At 51.6% G+C, this 15,800-nt stretch carries 18 protein-coding genes; 5 read left to right on the forward strand and 13 right to left on the reverse strand.

Annotation, left to right across the window (positions count from 1 at the left end):
- Nucleotides 1–11: 11 nt before the first annotated feature.
- Together tyrS and pdxY are read left to right on the forward strand one after the other, a co-directional pair.
- Nucleotides 12–1,286, forward strand: coding sequence for a tyrosine--tRNA ligase (gene tyrS / locus OGY18_RS07410; RefSeq protein WP_286552420.1), 1,275 nt, complete (start codon nucleotides 12–14; stop codon nucleotides 1,284–1,286).
- A gap of 64 nt (nucleotides 1,287–1,350) precedes the next feature.
- Nucleotides 1,351–2,211, forward strand: coding sequence for a pyridoxal kinase PdxY (gene pdxY / locus OGY18_RS07415; RefSeq protein WP_003832785.1), 861 nt, complete (start codon nucleotides 1,351–1,353; stop codon nucleotides 2,209–2,211).
- 83 nt (nucleotides 2,212–2,294) lie between these two features.
- Here pdxY and gstA read toward each other — a convergent pair whose 3' ends face one another.
- The 12 genes from gstA to blr all read right to left on the reverse strand — a co-directional run bounded on the left by gstA (nucleotide 2,295) and on the right by blr (nucleotide 12,553).
- The gene (gstA, locus tag OGY18_RS07420; RefSeq protein WP_286552422.1) at nucleotides 2,295–2,900 is read right to left on the reverse strand and encodes a glutathione transferase GstA; all 606 of its coding nucleotides are present in this window, start codon (nucleotides 2,898–2,900) and stop codon (nucleotides 2,295–2,297) included.
- Nucleotides 2,901–3,003: 103 nt separating this feature from the next.
- The gene (dtpA, locus tag OGY18_RS07425) at nucleotides 3,004–4,509 is read right to left on the reverse strand and encodes a dipeptide/tripeptide permease DtpA (RefSeq protein WP_020996425.1); all 1,506 of its coding nucleotides are present in this window, start codon (nucleotides 4,507–4,509) and stop codon (nucleotides 3,004–3,006) included.
- A 613-nt stretch (nucleotides 4,510–5,122) separates the two neighbouring features.
- Nucleotides 5,123–5,758 carry an endonuclease III gene (gene nth, locus OGY18_RS07430; RefSeq protein ID WP_126318206.1) on the reverse strand — a complete coding sequence of 212 codons (636 nt, stop codon included), beginning with the start codon at nucleotides 5,756–5,758 and terminating at the stop codon, nucleotides 5,123–5,125.
- The gene (locus tag OGY18_RS07435) at nucleotides 5,758–6,450 is read right to left on the reverse strand and encodes an electron transport complex subunit E (protein ID WP_008784678.1); all 693 of its coding nucleotides are present in this window, start codon (nucleotides 6,448–6,450) and stop codon (nucleotides 5,758–5,760) included. The genes nth and OGY18_RS07435 overlap by 1 nt, the downstream gene beginning before the upstream one ends.
- Before the next feature lie 2 nt (nucleotides 6,451–6,452).
- A complete protein-coding gene (gene rsxG, locus OGY18_RS07440) occupies nucleotides 6,453–7,073 on the reverse strand; it encodes an electron transport complex subunit RsxG (protein WP_063941551.1) in 621 nt (206 codons plus the stop codon).
- 9 nt (nucleotides 7,074–7,082) lie between these two features.
- Nucleotides 7,083–8,135, reverse strand: a complete 1,053-nt coding sequence (gene rsxD, locus OGY18_RS07445) for an electron transport complex subunit RsxD (protein ID WP_286552424.1) — start codon at nucleotides 8,133–8,135, stop codon at nucleotides 7,083–7,085.
- Nucleotides 8,136–10,160, reverse strand: coding sequence for an electron transport complex subunit RsxC (rsxC, locus tag OGY18_RS07450; RefSeq protein ID WP_286552426.1), 2,025 nt, complete (start codon nucleotides 10,158–10,160; stop codon nucleotides 8,136–8,138).
- Complete coding sequence (gene rsxB, locus OGY18_RS07455) at nucleotides 10,153–10,731, reverse strand: electron transport complex subunit RsxB (protein ID WP_003832800.1); 579 nt, start codon at nucleotides 10,729–10,731, stop codon at nucleotides 10,153–10,155. Before rsxB ends, rsxC begins: the two co-directional genes overlap by 8 nt.
- The gene (rsxA, locus tag OGY18_RS07460) at nucleotides 10,731–11,312 is read right to left on the reverse strand and encodes an electron transport complex subunit RsxA (RefSeq protein ID WP_003029144.1); all 582 of its coding nucleotides are present in this window, start codon (nucleotides 11,310–11,312) and stop codon (nucleotides 10,731–10,733) included. Before rsxA ends, rsxB begins: the two co-directional genes overlap by 1 nt.
- Before the next feature lie 76 nt (nucleotides 11,313–11,388).
- On the reverse strand, nucleotides 11,389–11,829 hold the full coding sequence (locus OGY18_RS07465) for a DUF2569 domain-containing protein (protein ID WP_003832803.1): 441 nt from the start codon (nucleotides 11,827–11,829) through the stop codon (nucleotides 11,389–11,391).
- Nucleotides 11,830–11,920: 91 nt separating this feature from the next.
- Complete coding sequence (gene ydgT, locus OGY18_RS07470) at nucleotides 11,921–12,136, reverse strand: transcription modulator YdgT (protein ID WP_003832804.1); 216 nt, start codon at nucleotides 12,134–12,136, stop codon at nucleotides 11,921–11,923.
- A 291-nt stretch (nucleotides 12,137–12,427) separates the two neighbouring features.
- Nucleotides 12,428–12,553 carry a division septum protein Blr gene (blr, locus tag OGY18_RS07475; RefSeq protein WP_003029134.1) on the reverse strand — a complete coding sequence of 42 codons (126 nt, stop codon included), beginning with the start codon at nucleotides 12,551–12,553 and terminating at the stop codon, nucleotides 12,428–12,430.
- A gap of 241 nt (nucleotides 12,554–12,794) precedes the next feature.
- Between blr and OGY18_RS07480 the strand changes: the two genes are divergently transcribed.
- Complete coding sequence (locus OGY18_RS07480; RefSeq protein ID WP_003832806.1) at nucleotides 12,795–13,835, forward strand: oxidoreductase; 1,041 nt, start codon at nucleotides 12,795–12,797, stop codon at nucleotides 13,833–13,835.
- Nucleotides 13,836–13,939: 104 nt separating this feature from the next.
- On the opposite strand, the gene add is transcribed toward OGY18_RS07480, so the two are convergent.
- Nucleotides 13,940–14,941, reverse strand: coding sequence for an adenosine deaminase (gene add / locus OGY18_RS07485; RefSeq protein ID WP_286552427.1), 1,002 nt, complete (start codon nucleotides 14,939–14,941; stop codon nucleotides 13,940–13,942).
- Here add and OGY18_RS07490 point away from each other — a divergent pair.
- Nucleotides 14,940–15,164, forward strand: coding sequence for a hypothetical protein (locus tag OGY18_RS07490; protein ID WP_126318202.1), 225 nt, complete (start codon nucleotides 14,940–14,942; stop codon nucleotides 15,162–15,164). The genes add and OGY18_RS07490 overlap by 2 nt on opposite strands.
- Nucleotides 15,165–15,383: 219 nt before the next feature.
- Nucleotides 15,384–15,800 carry a hypothetical protein gene (locus OGY18_RS07495; RefSeq protein WP_003832810.1) on the forward strand — a complete coding sequence of 139 codons (417 nt, stop codon included), beginning with the start codon at nucleotides 15,384–15,386 and terminating at the stop codon, nucleotides 15,798–15,800.

Raw genomic sequence — 15,800 nt, forward strand, 5'->3', positions numbered from 1 at the left:
TGGAGATTTTGATGGCAAGCAGTAACTTGATTAAACAATTGCAAGAGCGGGGGCTGGTGGCCCAGGTGACGGACGAGGAAGCGTTAGCAGAGCGACTGGCGCAAGGCCCGATCGCGCTCTATTGCGGCTTCGATCCTACCGCTGACAGCTTGCATTTGGGGCATCTGGTTCCATTGTTATGCCTGAAACGCTTCCAGCAGGCAGGCCATAAGCCTGTTGCACTGGTAGGTGGCGCAACCGGTCTGATTGGTGACCCGAGCTTTAAAGCCGCCGAGCGTAAACTGAATACCGAAGACACCGTGCAGGAGTGGGTGGATAAAATCCGCAAACAGGTTGCACCGTTCCTCGATTTCGACTGTGGCGACAACTCGGCGATTGCTGCGAACAACTACGACTGGTTTGGCGGTATGAACGTACTGACTTTCCTGCGCGATATCGGCAAACACTTCTCCGTTAACCAGATGATCAACAAAGAAGCGGTTAAGCAGCGTCTGAACCGTGACGATCAGGGGATCTCCTTTACCGAGTTTTCTTACAACCTGCTGCAGGGTTATGACTTTGCCTGCCTGAACAAACTGCACGGCGTGGCACTGCAGATTGGTGGTTCTGATCAGTGGGGTAACATTACTTCGGGTATCGATTTAACCCGTCGTTTGCACCAGAATCAGGTGTTTGGTCTGACCGTTCCGCTGATTACTAAAGCTGACGGCACCAAATTCGGTAAGACGGAAGGCGGCGCAGTGTGGCTGGATCCGAAGAAAACCAGTCCATATAAATTCTACCAGTTCTGGATCAACACCGCCGATGCGGACGTTTATCGCTTCCTGAAATTCTTCACTTTCATGGACCTTGAAGAGATCAATGCGCTGGAAGAAGAAGATAAAAACAGCGGTAAAGCGCCGCGTGCCCAGTATGTTCTGGCCGAACAGGTTACTCGTCTGGTTCACGGTGAAGAAGGTCTGGTCGCGGCAAAACGCATTACCGAAAGCTTGTTCAACGGCAATCTCAGCGATTTGAGTGAAGCAGATTTCGAACAGCTGGCGCAGGATGGCGTGCCGATGATCGAGATGGACAAAGGTGCCGATTTGATGCAGGCGCTGGTGGACTCTGAGCTGCAGCCTTCTCGCGGTCAGGCACGTAAGACCATTGCGTCAAACGCGGTAACCATCAACGGTGAGAAGCAGTCCGATCCGGAATATTTCTTCCAGGAGAGTGATATCCTGTTCGGGCGCTATACCTTACTGCGCCGTGGCAAGAAGAACTATTGTCTGATTTGCTGGAAGTAAGATTGAGTTAGCAGGGGCGTGGGAAACTACGCCCCTTTATTTTTTCAGGGTTGTGGTAAGTAAAATGAAGAATATCCTCGCCATCCAGTCCCACGTTGTTTTTGGTCATGCGGGCAATAGTGCAGCAGAATTTCCGATGCGTCGTCTTGGCGCAAATGTCTGGCCGCTGAATACCGTTCAGTTTTCAAACCACACGCAGTATGGCAAATGGACCGGTTGCGTTATGCCGCCGAGCCACCTGACTGAAATTGTTCAGGGCATTGCTGATATTGATAAACTCCAGACCTGTGACGCAGTACTGAGCGGCTATCTTGGCTCAGCAGAACAGGGCGAGCATATTCTGGGTATTGTTCGCAAAGTAAAAGCGGCAAACCCGCAGGCAAAATACTTTTGCGACCCTGTGATGGGACACCCTGAAAAGGGGTGTATCGTCGCACCCGGAGTGGCGGAATTTCATGTACGCCATGCGCTTCCTGCCAGTGACATTATTGCCCCAAATCTGGTTGAGCTCGAAATTCTGTGCGAGCATGCGGTGAATAATGTCGGTGAGGCCGTTGCAGCAGCGCGTGAACTGATCGCTCAGGGACCTGAAATTGTACTGGTGAAGCATCTGGCACGCGCAGGTATCAGCACCGACCGTTTCGAGATGCTGCTGGTCACCGCTGAACAAGCGTGGCATATCAGTCGCCCGTTAGTCGATTTTGGCGCACGTCAACCGGTTGGTGTGGGTGATGTGACGAGTGGCTTGTTACTGGTGAAACTGCTGCAGGGCGCGTCTTTACAGCAGGCGCTTGAGCATGTGACTGCGGCGGTGTACGAAGTGATGATCACTACCAAAGAGATGCACGAGTATGAGCTACAGGTCGTGGCCGCGCAGGACCGTATCGCCAAGCCTGAACACTACTTTAGCGCAACTCAGCTGTAATCGATGCCCGATGGCGCTCACGCTTATCGGGCATATTTTTAGCTGTAGGCCGGGTATGTGCAAGTGCCACCCGGCAACAACAATTAATTTAAGCCTTCTGCTTTCAGCGCAGCAGCAACCGCCGGGCGTTCAGCCATACGTGCCATATACGCGTCGATATGGCTTAATCCTGCCATATTCAGCTTAACCGCATAAGCCCAACGCAGCACGGTGAACAGATAGGCATCGGCAATGCTGAAGCGCGGGCCGCAGATCCATTGTTCGTCTTTCAGAGATTCATTCACGTACTGCATTTTTTTCTCCAGCTGCGCGCGAACGGTTGGCTTGAAGTCTTCCGGTGTATCGGGACGGAACAGAGGCGTAAAGCCTTTATGCAGTTCTGTCGCAATGTAGTTAAGCCATTCGATAGTTTTGTAACGGGAGAGGCTGCTGGTAGGGGCAAGGAGCTGGCGGTCTGGCACGCTGTCCGCCAGGTATTGCATGATGGCGACACCTTCGGTAAGTAGCGTACCGTCATCCAGCAACAGTGCGGGAACTTGCCCTTTTGGGTTTACCGCGAAAAAATCATCGCCATTTTCCAGACGTTTCTTCATCAGATCAACACCATCCAGCGTGAAATCTTTACCGCTCTCACGAAGTGTGATGTGGGAAGCGAGAGAACATGCGCCCGGTTTGTAGAACAGTTTCATCGGTAACTCCTTTTGGCTGAGGTATATCGTATGGTAGTGCTACCTCAGGCAAAAAAAAAGCCGCTAACAACAGTTAGCGGCCGGAAATGAGTTTCCCTGAGAATTACGCTGTCGCGGCCTTAGAGGCTTTCTCATTGACGTCATCGTCCTGAGTCATACGGTTCAGTTTCGGAGCCGTCAGCAGCATCAGAACAGCGATAACAGCCGTTGCGACACCAATCTGCAGGAACACACGACCGTAGACTTCAAGGGACATCAGCGGGTCAGTCACGTTCTCTGGTACAGCCATCATGTTAGCGACGTAGCCACCGATGATGTTTGCACCGGCAGTGGTCAGGAACCAGCTACCCATGATGAAGCCCATCAGGCGTTGCGGAACCAACTGTGCCACCATTGCCAGACCCAGACCGGAGATCATCAGCTCACCGATACTTTGCAGACCGTAGCAGATAATCAGCCAGTTAACGGAAACGATGCCTGCATCGGTAGCGAATTTCGCGCCCAGCGGCAGGATCAGGAATGCACCGGAACACAGCACCATACCAATCGCAAACTTGGTCGGCATCGGCAGGGTATCGCCCATCTTGTTATAGATAGCAGCGAGGATTGGGCTACCAATGATGATCCAGAACGGGTTCAGTGCCTGGTACTGTTCAGGTTCGAAAGCAATGCCAAGAATAGAGTGCTCAACGTTACGAATCGCAAAGAAGTTCAGTGAGGTCGGCATCTGGCTGTACAGCACGAAGAAGATAATCGCTTCCAGCATCAGGATGAAGGCGACGATCATTTTACGACGCGCAGCACCGTGCATGGTGAAGGCTTCTTTACCGAAGATGAACACGATACCCAGCGCAATGACGCCCAGAACCATACGTGCGATCTGCTGGTTGTGCAGCAACCAGGTTGCAATCGCGATCAGTACCACAACGCCAGCAATGGTCAGCAGCAGGTTACGGAAGTTGATCGGTTCAAAGTCAGGTTTAGAACCGTACTGTTTAACCCAGCGCTGACAGAATGCGAAGTTAACAACGGTAATCAGCATACCCACGACGCTCAGAGCGAACGCGGTGCTCCAGCCGTAACGAGCAGCCAACCATGGCGTTGCCAGCATAGAGAAGAATGAACCGATGTTGACGGACATGTAGTACATGGTAAATGCACCATCAAGACGCGGGTCATCTTTGGCATAGCAGGTAGAGAGCAGGGAGGATGGGTTTGCTTTAAACAGGCCGTTACCGACCGCGATGGCCGCCATGCCCATATAAACGATACCCGCATCGTGACCGGACCATGCTACCAACGCATAACCGATGGCCAGCACAACGGCGCCCAGCATAATGACACGTTTTGTTCCCAGAACTTTATCACCTAACCAGCCGCCAATGGCAACCAGACCGTACACCAGGGCGCTAAAGGACGAGAAAAGGGTGATGGAATCCGCTTCTGACATACCCAGTTGTTTAACCAGGTAGACGGCCATAATCCCTTGCAGGCCGTAATAACCAAAACGTTCCCACAGCTCAATAGAGAAAATGAGATAGAACGCTTTTGGTTGTTTGAAGGCGTTTAAACTTACGCTTTCTGTTGGTTTATTGTTTGCAGTAGACACTTTTACCTCTTTTTTTACATCCCATATCAACGGGGGTGTTCAGGTACGTGATGAGTCAAGTTCATCCGTCCGATTGTTATAGTGGGAGGGGAAACGGCAAGTAATGTTCACTATCTTGACCATTCAGACAAGTGGTTTGTAATAATCTGTTACATATATCATGACTGGTGAAATCGTCGGGACCGTGAAATGTTATCTAGCGTTAAATTTCTTCATTTCTAAAATGGCAGATTTTTACACTGTTTAATCACCGCCAGAACCGCAATGTGGCGATATGCTCTGCTATTTAAGGTTGAATCCAGTGATATAGGCCATTATCTGAAAAATAGGCAGTGTAATGTTTTGTTTAGAAACTGTGCAGTTAGGTCATCTAATTGTCACCTTAACTAAAAAATAAAAATTTATTAACATTGTGTTAGCTGGATGATCTGGATCACGTATAGATAGAAATTTCTTTTGCTAAAAAAACGATTAACCTGCTCAGGTGTTAATTAACAAGAATATTGCATTAGATATGAGCAATTGAATGGCATCATTGTCGGGAAAATAAACGCTAGGGAGTGCATAACTAATCGTTATGTATGTAAGGGGCTAGGAGGATGCCCCGGCAGCATTAGATATCGACTTTCTCTTTGAATTCGCAGAGATCTTCAATAATACAGGAACCACAGCGCGGCTTTCTGGCGATGCAGGTGTAGCGGCCGTGAAGAATTAACCAGTGATGGCAATCGACTTTAAATTCACTGGGTACGACTTTCAGCAGCTTCTCTTCAACCTGCTCGACGTTTTTACCCGGGGCGAATTGCGTGCGATTACAGACGCGAAAAATGTGGGTATCTACAGCGATAGTGGGCCAGCCAAAGGCGGTATTTAACACCACATTAGCTGTCTTTCGCCCAACTCCGGGGAGAGCTTCTAACGCCGCACGGTCTTCAGGCACTTCACCATTATGTTGTTCCAGCAGAATGCGGCAGGTTTTAATTACGTTTTCCGCTTTGCTGTTAAACAAACCGATTGTCTTGATGTAGGACTTAACACCTTCAACGCCGAGCCCCAGCATCGCAGCAGGCGTATTGGCGACGGGGTATAGCTTAGCCGTCGCTTTATTGACGCTGACATCGGTCGCTTGTGCGGAGAGCAAAACCGAAATCAACAGTTCAAACGGCGATGTAAAATTAAGCTCGGTTGTCGGATGCGGGTTGTTATCCCGCAGACGCGTCAGTATTTCCAGACGTTTTGCTTTGTTCATTACGCATTCCCTGTTTCACCCGCGGGACTGTCCACGACAGCTGCCTCGGCACGACGTTTCTTCATTTTCTCATCAATCAGATACTTCACCGCCAGCATCAGACCCAGGCCAATAAACGCGCCCGGTGGCAGCATGGCCAGCAGAAACGGCGTATCAGTATGGAAGATCTCAACGCGCAAGACTTTGGCCCAGCTACCCAACAAACCGTCTGCGCCATCAAACAGTGTACCGTTACCAATTATTTCACGCAGCGAACCCAGAACAAACATGGCACCGGTTGCGCCCATGCCGATGGAGAAACCATCGAGTGCGGATAACGCAGGGCCCTTTTTGGCGGCGAAGGCTTCAGCACGGCCAACAACAATGCAGTTGGTTACAATCAGCGGGATGAAGATGCCCAGAGACTGATACAGGCCGAAGGCGTAGGCATTGATCAACATCTGTACCGCACTCACCACGGAGGCTATAATCATGACATAAATCGGGATACGGATTTCAGGCGGTGTCCAGCGACGAAGGGCTGAAATCGTCAGGTTGGTCAGCGTCAGGACGAGCGTAGTCGCGAGTCCAAGACCCAGCGCGTTAGTGGCAGTCGAAGTGACGGCCAACAGCGGACACATCCCGAGTAGTTGCACAAGCGCGGAGTTATTTTTCCATAACCCCTGAACAATAACGTCTTTAATTTCGCTCATGGTTATTCTCCACAGGCGCTAAGTTGAGGGAGTTGCGCTGGCAGCGTCTGAGCATACAGGCCGGCACGTTTAACCGCATTAACTACCGCACGGGGTGTAATGGTTGCGCCAGTAAACTGGTCAAAGTCGCCGCCATCTTTTTTCACTGCCCAGTGAGAGTCATTACCCGCCGCGATTGTTTTACCGCTAAAATGGGTGATCCAGTCGGACAGTCGCAGTTCGATTTTGTCGCCCAGCCCCGGCGTTTCATGGTGTTCGGTAACCCGCGTACCCAACACGGTACCCGTGAAATCGACACCCACCAGTAGTTGAATCGCTCCGGAATAACCATCTGGCGCCGTAGCTTCAAGAATTGCTGCAACGGGGCGATCGTCCTGGCGGGCAATATATACGCGATGCGTACCTTTGCCCAACGCCGGTGCATCGACCAGATAGCAACTTTCAGACAAGTTATTATTGTAGCGATCGCCAGGCAGAACCTGATCGAACAGCGTTTTTTGCTGTATCGCGGCCTGTTCATCAATGGTTGACTTGGTTAATTGATTGATTGCTGCAGTTAACCCCGTCGAGCCTGCGGCAAACAGCGCCAGCGTAATACCGTGTTTACGAATCGTTTTCAGCATAGGGACTCCTTAGCGATGTCCGTACACGCGAGGGCGAGTGTAATAATCAATCAGGGGAACCGTGATATTCGCCAGCAATACGGCAAAAGCCACGCCATCAGGATAACCGCCAAAACTGCGAATCAACCATACTAACAGGCCAGCAAGTGCGCCAAAAATCAGGCGACCGCGGTTGGTTGTTGATGCCGTAACGGGATCGGTAAGAATAAAGAACGCACCTAACATTGTCGCGCCGGAAAGGAGGTGCAACTGAGGCGAGGCCAGCGATTCTGGCGAAAATATCCAGCCCAAAGTGGCACAAACGGCGAGTGACAGCAGGAAGCTAACCGGGATATGCCAGCGAATCGCTTTTTGCCATAACAGCACGATACCGCCCACCAGCCAGGCAAGGTTCACCCACTGCCAGCCAGCGCCTGCCAGCATGCCGCTGTAGATCGGGTATTGCATCACCTGCTCAACGGTACGTCCTGCATGCAGGGATGTCTTAAAGGTATCAAGAGGCGTTGCCTGACTGATACCATCGATGCCCATACGCAGCGAATTCATATCCCAGCCGCTGGCGGTATGTCCGTTAAAGATAACGTTCAGGGCGTCAAAAAAACCAGGCACCGTGGCCGCAATTTCATGCGGCGGAAGCCAACTGGTCATCTGTACCGGAAATGAGATGAGCAGCACGACATAACCAATCATGGCAGGGTTAAACGGGTTCTGCCCGAGCCCGCCATACAGCTGTTTCGCAATGATAACCGCAAATACCGTGCCTAATACCACCATCCACCATGGCGCGAGGGGCGGAATACTGACGGCCAAAAGCAACCCGGTGAGTAACGCAGAGTTGTCTTTTAAAATCGGCACAATGGGTTGTTTACGCAGTTTAAGCACACCCGCTTCGGCAGCAATAGCGCTGATGGATGCGAGAACTATCTGGAACAACGTGCCCCAGCCAAAGAACCACAGCTGAGCGGCGATCCCCGGCAATGCAGCAAGTAATACCAGCATCATGATACGCGATGTCTGGCGCTGGTTATGGGTATAAGGGGAGCTTGCTATTCTGAATACCATTTATTCCTCGTTTACAACCTGCTGCTGTGCGGCTTTCTTAGCCTGAGCGTGTGCGATAGCGGCCGCGACGGCGGCTTTACGTGGATCAACCGGCTCGGCTGTTTCAGCTACCGCCTGCTGCTCGAGCTTGCGGGCCTTGGCGCGGGCGATTGCTGCTTCCACGGCGGCTTTACGCGGATCAACCGGTTCGGCCGTTTCCGTTACCGCTTCTTGCTCAAGTTTGCGGGCTTTGGCGCGGGCGATTGCCGCTTCGACGGCGGCTTTACGCGGATCAACCGGCTCGGCTGTTTCCGTTATCGTCTGCTGCTCGAGCTTGCGGGCTTTGGCGCGGGCAATTGCCGCTTCCACGGCGGCTTTACGCGGGTCTGTAACCGTGCTGCTGCCTTCACTTTGCGGCGGATTTTCCTTACGGGAGGCACGAGCTTGCGCCTTACGCGCCTCGCGTGCGGCAATCACGGCACTATTGTCAGGTTTTACGCCTGCCTGAATGACCACTGGCTGTAGCGCCTGAGCCTGCTTTTCTTTTACACGAGCCAGCGCGGCAGCAATGGCATCATGATCTTTGGCCGCCGGCTGAGCAGCAGCGCTCTTATGGCGTTCAAGACGCGCTGCTTTTTCACGTTCAAGGCGCGCCTGGCGGGCTTCAAACCGAGCTTTCGCTTCAGCGGCGCGTTTTTCTTCCTGGCTAATGGCGTAAATCTCGGCTTTTTCCTGACGGAAATATTGCACCAGCGGAATATTGCTTGGGCATACCCAGGCGCAGGCACCGCATTCAATGCAGTCGGCGATATTATGGGCCGTTGCCTTGTCGTGCTGTTGCCCTTTACTGAACCAATAAAGTTGTTGTGGCAGGAGATCCGCCGGACAGGCATCGGCGCATGCGCTACAGCGAATGCAGCCTTTCTCTTCCGGTGTTTCACCCATTTCACTGGCAGAGGGTGCCAGAAGACAGTTGGTTATCTTCACCACCGGGACATCCAGCCACGGCAGCGTAAAGCCCATCAGCGGCCCGCCCATAATCACCATCTGGTCGGCGGAAGGGCAGAAGCCCGCATCGTTGAGCAGATGACGAACCGGCGTGCCTAAACGCGCCCAGACGTTGCCCGGACGGCTGACGGCTTCACCGGTAAGCGTCACGACACGTTCGGTGATCGGCTCTCCGTCAATTACTGCCCGTTTAATTGCATAGGCGGTTCCGACGTTTTGCATCAATACGCCGATATCAGAGGAGCGTCCGCCGTGGGGAACCTGCTTGCCGGTCAGGATTTGTGTTAACTGCTTGGCCCCGCCGGACGGGTACTTGGTGGGGATCACGCGTAGGCTAATGTCGTGTGAATCAGCCAGCACCGCGCGCAGCATAGATATTGCCTGCGGTTTGTTATCTTCGATACCAAGGAGGATCTCGCGTGGCTGAAGAATGTGCGCCAGGATGCGGATACCTTCGACGACCTGAGCGGCACAGTCCTGCATCAGGCGGTCATCTGCCGTAATGTACGGCTCGCATTCGGCGGCGTTAATGATCAGCGTTTCAATTTTATCTCCACCGCCCTGCAGTTTAACGCCGGTGGGAAAACCCGCGCCACCCAGTCCGGCGACGCCGTACTGATGAATACGCGCAATCAGCTCTTCCCGGCTGTGGGAGCGGTAGTCGGTCCAGCCGTCTCGCTCAATCCAGCGGTCTTCGCCATCGGCGTCTATGATGACGCTCAGCTCAGCGAGTGCCGAAGGATGTGCGGTGGAATGCGGCGCAATAGCAACCACGGTGCCTGATGTTGGCGCATGGACTGGAAGCATTTTGCCACGCCCGCGGGTTAAGGCCTGACCACGCAGCACGGTGTCACCCACGTTTACGCACAGTTCACCCTCCGCACCAATATGTTGTTTCAGCGGAATAACGAAACGCGGCGCCAGCGGAACCTGTCGCAACGGCGTTCCGTTTGACTGGGTTTTCATTTCTGGTGGATGAATGCCGCCATCAAAGTCCCAGATTTTATTTTTTCTGAATGCAGAGAATAACTTAAACATGTTGTTCCACGGGAATGATGCGCACAGGGATGGTGTTTAAATCCCATTTCCAACTATCGGGTGTCTCGGCTACCGGGCGTAATTCAATACATTGCGTCGGGCACGGGTCAACGCACAGGTTGCACCCGGTGCAGAGATCGCTCATTACCGTGTGCATGGAGCGGGTCGCGCCCACGATCGCATCGACCGGGCAGGCCTGAATACACTTAGTGCACCCAATACAGTTATTTTCATCAATGACCGCCAGCATACGCACCGGCGTAACGTCTTGTTCATCGCCATCAATAGGTTGCGGGTCGACGTTCAGCAGAGCGGCAATTTTTAACATCACCGCTTCGCCACCGGGGGCGCAACGGTTAATTTTTTCACCCTGAGAGCCTATCGCTTCAGCGTAAGGATGACAGCCCGGATAGCCGCACTGTCCACACTGGCTTTGCGGGAGAATTTCATCAATTTTCTCCACGACCGGATCATCTTCAACGGCAAAACGTCGCGAGGCGTACCCCAAAATAGCGCCGAACGCCAGACCCAGTAGACTCACTGCGGCAACGGCAATCCAGATAGCATTCATTACAACTTCACCAAACCACTAAAGCCCATAAAGGCCAATGACATTAAACCAGCAGTAATCAGCGCAATCGCATTGCCGCGAAACGGCGCTGGGACATCTGCTACGGCGAGGCGTTCGCGGATCGCAGCGAACAGTACCATCACCAGCGAGAAGCCGACGGCGGCGGAAAAACCGTATAGCGCCGACTGTAAAAAGTTATGGCCGAGGTTGATGTTCAGTAGCGCCACACCTAACACTGCGCAGTTAGTGGTGATCAGCGGTAGGAAGATCCCCAGCAGGCGGTACAGCGCAGGGCTGGTTTTACGCACAACCATTTCGGTAAACTGCACGACGACGGCGATAACCAGAATAAAAGCCAGCGTGCGCAGATAGATGAGATTGAGCGGGATTAGGATCCAGGTATCAATCAGCCATGCGCAAATGGAGGCCAGCGTCATGACAAACGTCGTGGCAAGGCCCATACCCATTGCGGTTTCCAGTTTTTTGGAAACACCCATAAACGGGCAGAGGCCCAGAAACTTGACCAGTACAAAGTTATTGACCAGTACAGTTCCGACAAACAGCAGCAGGTAATCAGTCATTTTTCGGCCTGAAATAAAAAAGCCGCCTATTATCTGACAATCTACAACAGGCGACAACAGGTTAACTGTAGGGTTATTACGGGTTCACAAACGTCGATTTAACGCGCTGCGATCGTTTGAAGTAGGGCACCAACAGTGCTGCGGCCAGTAATGGGAACAGCAGTTGGCGCACGGCAAAAGCGTCTGGAACGGGTGAAAACGCAAACGCTTTAATCGCCAGCAACACGGAGATCAGCAGCCACAGAATGTAATGCTTAGGCACACAGGCTCGGCGTTTGAAAAACGCAATCGTCAGCCACAGTGTGTAATACCACATGGCGATCGCGGTAACAAAAGAGACGCCCCATAACAGCAAGTTTGCCGTACTTTGCTCACCCAGCGTTTTGAAGGTTTGCGGTGTAGCCAGCGCAGTGACATAAAGTAATAACGCCAGCGAAGCGCTCAACAACGCGACTAACAGCCAGGCCAGTGGCCCAAGTAGCCAGCCTCCGATACGTTGTGCCGGTGTGGTAGTCATCTCTTCTCCTGGTTTACGCGCGCAATCAATCATGCCATTCATTTTGGGGCAATTATTATAAAGCTTTTAACGTTGAGCGCTACTTTCTTCTTTATTGCACGTAATGCCAGACTGATTTAGGTACCTGACCAACATCAAACAGACGGCCTCCGGATATAAGTTCCGCACGGCGATGGTCTGCGGCACGGTACATATTGATGATGTCGCTATCGTCGGTGAGCGTGTAGTTTAGATGGTCGAACAGCTTTTCCAGACTTTCGAGTGAACTGATTTTGCGGAATTTTAATAAGTAATCCTGAACAGTCATAAATGCAGATCCATATTAATAAAATAATACCAACGGAGTAGAAAATATAAAAATAAACAACGTGCACAGGTAAAAGCGGATTTACGTGCAAATGTAAGAAGAGTGTTCATACCTGTGAAAAAGCAGGCGCTATGCGCGTCTTCGGCAAGGGTAACGCGCTTAGCGATCGCTGGCAATATGCAGCGGAGCGGGATGCGGCATAATTCGCTTTTTTTGACAGAAAGCGATCTTTTACCGGCAAACCCTGCAACTACCAATGTTAATTGCCGGGCAATAAAAGGCTGCGGATGCTTATTTCTTCTGCACTGCGGCAACGGGCTCTGGTGGCTGGTAATTGTCAATATGATTGGCAACACCCAGCAGGATCACGGAGACGGCGAGAACAATCCAACCTGTTAATTCAATAAGACGATTCATTACTGATGACATTTGCTTTGATTTATCCATAAACACAGGCTGCAAATGTTACTAATCTCTCATTAATACAGCAAGATGATTGGGAACGATTTCTACCTCTTTTTCGCTGCAAGTTAAGCATAAGTGGCATATGTTTGACTTAAGTTAAAAAACAACCATTGTAGCGCAAAGGTTATTAAACTATTGAGACGTTGCAAGGTATGGTGTGAAATAGGTCAGTCCTGAATTGAGAGGCAATAACATGAGTGACAACATCCGCGTTGGGCTAATTGGTTATGGTTATGCCAGCAAAACCTTCCATGCCCCCCTGATTGTGGGCACGCCGGGCCTGGAACTGGCTGCGGTTTCCAGTAGTGATGAAGCAAAAGTGAAGGCAGACTGGCCTACGGTGGCGGTTGTTGCTGAGCCTAAGCATCTTTTTAACGATCCAAATATTGACCTGATTGTGATCCCCACGCCTAATGACACACACTTTCCGTTAGCGAAAGCTGCGCTGGAAGCGGGCAAACACGTGGTTGTTGATAAGCCTTTTACCGTGACACTGTCACAAGCTCGTGAGCTGGATGCGCTGGCGCGCAGCCTCGGGCGCGTGCTGTCTGTGTTCCATAACCGTCGCTGGGACAGTGATTTTCTGACGCTGAAAGCTCTGCTGGCGGATGGTGTTTTGGGAGAGGTGGCGTATTTCGAATCCCATTTCGATCGTTTCCGCCCGCAGGTTCGTGATCGTTGGCGTGAACAGGGCGGTCCGGGAAGCGGTATCTGGTACGATTTAGCACCGCATCTTTTGGATCAGGCGATTAACCTGTTTGGTTTGCCCGTCAGCCTGACGGTAGACCTTGCCCAGCTGCGCCCGGGCGCGCAGGCGACGGATTACTTCCATGCCATCCTGACGTATCCGCAGCGTCGAGTGATCTTGCATGGCACCATGCTCGCTGCCGCAGAATCGGCCCGCTATATTGTGCACGGATCGCGTGGCAGCTATGTGAAGTATGGTCTTGACCCGCAGGAAGAGCGCCTGAAAAATGGCGAACGACTGCCACAGGAAGACTGGGGTTATGATATGCGCGATGGCGTATTGACGCGAGTAGAAGGCGAAGAGCAGGTCGAAGAAACCTGGCTTACTGTACCGGGCAACTATCCGGCGTACTATGCTGGCATTCGTGATGCGCTAAATGGTAACGGTGAAAACCCGGTACCGGCGAGACAGGCTATCCAAATTATGGAGCTGATTGAGCTGGGTCTCGAATCCGCGAAACATCGTTCGACGCTGTGCCTTGCCTGATTAGGTAAATGGCGCAAGGCGATACCTTCCTGGCATCGTATCCGGCCTACAATCAAAACCAACGTAGGCCGGATAAGCGTTAGCGCCAACCGGCACTTTACCTGTTACGCTGTGGCGACTTTCTCGCGCAAGGCTCGTTTTTCTTCGTTACTCAGGAATGCCATTTCCAGACCGTTGATTTGGGCCTGACGTATCTGTTCACGCGTTAACCCTGCCGCGGGTGCGGCAATGGTGTACTCGTGAATAATATCCACACCTTGAACAGCCGGGTCGTCCGTATTCAAACTGGCGATAACGCCATGCTCAAGGAATGTTTTCAGCGGATGGTTCGCTAGTGAGGCAACGGTGCTGGTCTGAATGTTTGATGTCAGGCAGGATTCGATGCCGATACGGTGCTCGGCGAGGTAATCCATCAACGCACGATCTTCAACGGCTTTAACGCCGTGACCAATACGCTCAGCGCCTAGCTCTTTAATGGCCTGCCAGATGCTTTCTGGTCCCGCGGCTTCGCCCGCATGAACGGTAATACGCCAGCCGGCGTCGCGAGCCTGGTTGAAATGGGACAGGAACAGGCTGCCCGGGAACCCCAGTTCGTCACCGGCAAGATCCAGTGCCGTAATATGGTCTCGGTGGGCTAACAGCGCATCCAGTTCCTGCAGGCAGGCGGCTTCGCCAAAAGTACGGCTCATAATGCCAATTAAGCGTGCTTCGACGCCAAAGGTCTTGCAACCCTCGCGTACACCTGCGATGACGGCTTCAACCACACCTGCAACCGGGAGCTGATGCGTCATCGCCATGTATCCTGGGGAAAAACGCAGTTCAACATAGTGCAAGCCGTTACGTGCGGCATCCTCAATATTTTCAAATGCCACGCGACGACACGCATCCAGCGAGGCCAGTACCTTCACGCCCCAGTCGAGCTTGGATAAAAAGCTCACTAAATCCGGCTCAGTTGATGTGACTTGCACATGAGGGATCAGCGTTTCCAACGTTTGTGCCGGAAGCGTTAAGTTGAACTGACGACCCAGATCCAGGATCGTTTGTGCACGGATGTTACCATCAAGGTGGCGATGGACGTCGGTCAGGGGGAGGGAAGTATCAATCATGGTCGCACTCGTGTATTTAGGTAAAGTGCAGGCCATTATACAACAGAAAAATGTTCCTCTAAAAACTTTAAAAAAAGCAGTGCAGAGTTCGGGGTTATGGGGAAGCAAGTATCGCCAAATTGTTGACCATGCTGTTAGCGCTCCAACAGAGTGGTGTTCCGACGGCCTGATCCTTGAGACCGTATCACGCTGCTTTTGCCTTGCGGTGGCAAGATGGGCGTAAAGTAAGCAATAACGCATTTCCTGCAGCATGTGTGTAATGAAGGGATTTTATTTTAAGATTATTTACCTCGTTTTTATATAATTACTGCCTGTCAGTGTTATTTTATTCAGATATTTATTGAGTAACATTGCTAATAGCGAAAAATGGACACTTTCCAGTTTATGAATGTGCAGCGAGGTATGTTATAAAAATACAATAACGACTGAGGGTATTAATAAAGTGAAAAGTGTAAAGCTAATTGTCAGTACAATGTTCTGTGGAAGTTTGCTGCTGGCAACTGTGCCTACGCATGCGGCGTATAAAGCGGATGAAACGCATGTAATCCAGTTTAAGAAAGGTACCAGTGGCGCAGATATCAAGGGGACAATTACGGGCGATAAAACAAAAGATTATACGTTTGTCGCCAAAAAAGGGCAGACCATGCAAGCAGTTTTGAAAAGCGCCTGGCCTCATCCTTTCATGAGTATTATTGCGCCGGGCGAACAATTCATTTTTGATGGCATGATGAGTGGTGACACTTATAAAAATACACTGCCTGCCAGCGGTAAGTATACCATCAGAATATATCAAAAAGGCGCGGCGAAGGATGAGGGGAAAACCAACGCATTCCAGCTGCACATGAAAATTACCAACTGA

This window comes from Citrobacter sp. Cpo142 (assembly GCF_030332425.1).
Lineage (GTDB): Bacteria > Pseudomonadota > Gammaproteobacteria > Enterobacterales > Enterobacteriaceae > Citrobacter > Citrobacter portucalensis.

Coding starts and splice junctions, on each gene's coding strand:
- tyrS (WP_286552420.1), top strand. CDS start 12: ATGGCAAGCAGTAACTTGATTAAACAATTGCAAGAGCGGGGGCTGGTG.
- rsxC (WP_286552426.1), bottom strand. CDS start 10,160: ATGTTTAAGTTATTCTCTGCATTCAGAAAAAATAAAATCTGGGACTTT.
- nth (WP_126318206.1), bottom strand. CDS start 5,758: ATGAACAAAGCAAAACGTCTGGAAATACTGACGCGTCTGCGGGATAAC.
- add (WP_286552427.1), bottom strand. CDS start 14,941: ATGATTGATACTTCCCTCCCCCTGACCGACGTCCATCGCCACCTTGAT.
- rsxG (WP_063941551.1), bottom strand. CDS start 7,073: ATGCTGAAAACGATTCGTAAACACGGTATTACGCTGGCGCTGTTTGCC.
- pdxY (WP_003832785.1), top strand. CDS start 1,351: ATGAAGAATATCCTCGCCATCCAGTCCCACGTTGTTTTTGGTCATGCG.
- blr (WP_003029134.1), bottom strand. CDS start 12,553: ATGAATCGTCTTATTGAATTAACAGGTTGGATTGTTCTCGCCGTCTCC.
- rsxD (WP_286552424.1), bottom strand. CDS start 8,135: ATGGTATTCAGAATAGCAAGCTCCCCTTATACCCATAACCAGCGCCAG.
- gstA (WP_286552422.1), bottom strand. CDS start 2,900: ATGAAACTGTTCTACAAACCGGGCGCATGTTCTCTCGCTTCCCACATC.
- OGY18_RS07465 (WP_003832803.1), bottom strand. CDS start 11,829: ATGACTACCACACCGGCACAACGTATCGGAGGCTGGCTACTTGGGCCA.
- OGY18_RS07480 (WP_003832806.1), top strand. CDS start 12,795: ATGAGTGACAACATCCGCGTTGGGCTAATTGGTTATGGTTATGCCAGC.
- OGY18_RS07490 (WP_126318202.1), top strand. CDS start 14,940: ATGGTCGCACTCGTGTATTTAGGTAAAGTGCAGGCCATTATACAACAG.
- OGY18_RS07435 (WP_008784678.1), bottom strand. CDS start 6,450: ATGAGCGAAATTAAAGACGTTATTGTTCAGGGGTTATGGAAAAATAAC.
- rsxA (WP_003029144.1), bottom strand. CDS start 11,312: ATGACTGATTACCTGCTGCTGTTTGTCGGAACTGTACTGGTCAATAAC.
- ydgT (WP_003832804.1), bottom strand. CDS start 12,136: ATGACTGTTCAGGATTACTTATTAAAATTCCGCAAAATCAGTTCACTC.
- rsxB (WP_003832800.1), bottom strand. CDS start 10,731: ATGAATGCTATCTGGATTGCCGTTGCCGCAGTGAGTCTACTGGGTCTG.